This is a genomic window from Pseudomonas edaphica (assembly GCF_005863185.1).
Classification (GTDB): domain Bacteria; phylum Pseudomonadota; class Gammaproteobacteria; order Pseudomonadales; family Pseudomonadaceae; genus Aquipseudomonas; species Aquipseudomonas edaphica.
Genome location: NZ_VBVZ01001005.1, coordinates 1 through 1,185 on the forward strand (window position 1 = coordinate 1; position 1,185 = coordinate 1,185).

Consider the following 1,185-nt stretch of genomic DNA (forward strand, 5'->3'; position numbering starts at 1 on the left):
GGCATGGTGTGGCGGTGCTGCCGCAATGGCTGGTGCGAAACTGCGCATGGGGAAACGCCAGCGCCTGCGCGGCGTCGTTGCGCGCCTCGCGGTGCTGCATTTCCTGGCGCGCCCAGCCGAGGAACAGCGCACATTGCTGGTTAAAGAACAGCTCAAGGTCGGCCGCTTGAAAGCGCTGGTTCAGCAAGGTTTCACCTTCGCCAACAATATCGAAGTACACCAACGCCAGGTCGATCTCTTGCAGGCCGAGTTTGTGGCACATCAGCCAGCCGTACACCTTGACCTGCGCCCAATGCAATTGGCGATGGTTGGCGGGTTGCGCGTCGAGGTCGCCGCGATAGGTTTTGACTTCTTCCAGGCGATTGCTGTCCGGGTCGTAGCCGTCTGCCCTGCCCCGCACTTTGAGCTGCTGGTATTCGCCTTCCAGGGCCACTTCATTCTGGTAATGGGCACTGCGTCGTGAGGCCACCGTGCGATGGCCGATAATGCCTTCCTGGGCGCTGGGCGACGGCGTAAAGCGCAGGTCCAGGTCGCCGACCTTGGCCGTGAACTCGCACAGCGCACGCACCGCAACGCTATAGCTCAAGCGGTTTGCGCCCAGCGCACATAACAGACAGTCACCGGCATCTGGTATTCGCCGCAGAACTCCAGCCAGCGCAGTTGGTTGTCCTGCAGTCGGTCACCAGGGCCTTTGACTTCGATCATGCGGTAGGTCTTTTGCGCCGGCCAGAACTGGATCAGGTCCGGCATGCCGGCGCGGTTGGCGCGGATATCCAGCAGCAGGCGTTCAAACCAGTAACGCAGGTGTTCGGCCGGCAGGCACGTCAGGGCTTGCTCCAGCAGCTCTTCGCTGAGCAGGTTCCAGAACACGAACGGCGACTGGATGCCCCATTTGTCCACGTAGCGCTGGCGGATGGTGGTTTTGTAACGCTCATCCGTAAGCTGTTCGAAGCACGCGGCGAACAACACAGCCCGACGTTGATGAAAGTCTTCGCTGTGCAGGTCCACCGGCCCGCGCTGGAACGGGTGGAAAAACGACCCTGGCAGCGGCGCGAAAATCGCCTCCCAGCACAACAGCCCGAACAGCGAATTGATCAGCCCGTTTTCGACGTAATGCACCGGCGCATCGGGCGCGCTCAGGTGCGCCTGCACGCAGGATTCCACCGACATCAGCGGCGCCTGCAC

1 protein-coding gene and 1 pseudogene are annotated in these 1,185 nt (G+C 61.9%); both read right to left on the reverse strand.

Annotation, left to right across the window (positions count from 1 at the left end; all coding sequences use genetic code 11):
• A pseudogene (locus FEM54_RS32840) lies at positions 1-586 on the reverse strand (ATP-dependent DNA helicase); the annotation flags it as partial.
• A partial coding sequence (locus tag FEM54_RS32845; RefSeq protein WP_138454317.1) for a VRR-NUC domain-containing protein occupies positions 583-1,185 on the reverse strand: 603 nt, incomplete at its 5' end. The pseudogene FEM54_RS32840 and the gene FEM54_RS32845, both read right to left, overlap by 4 nt.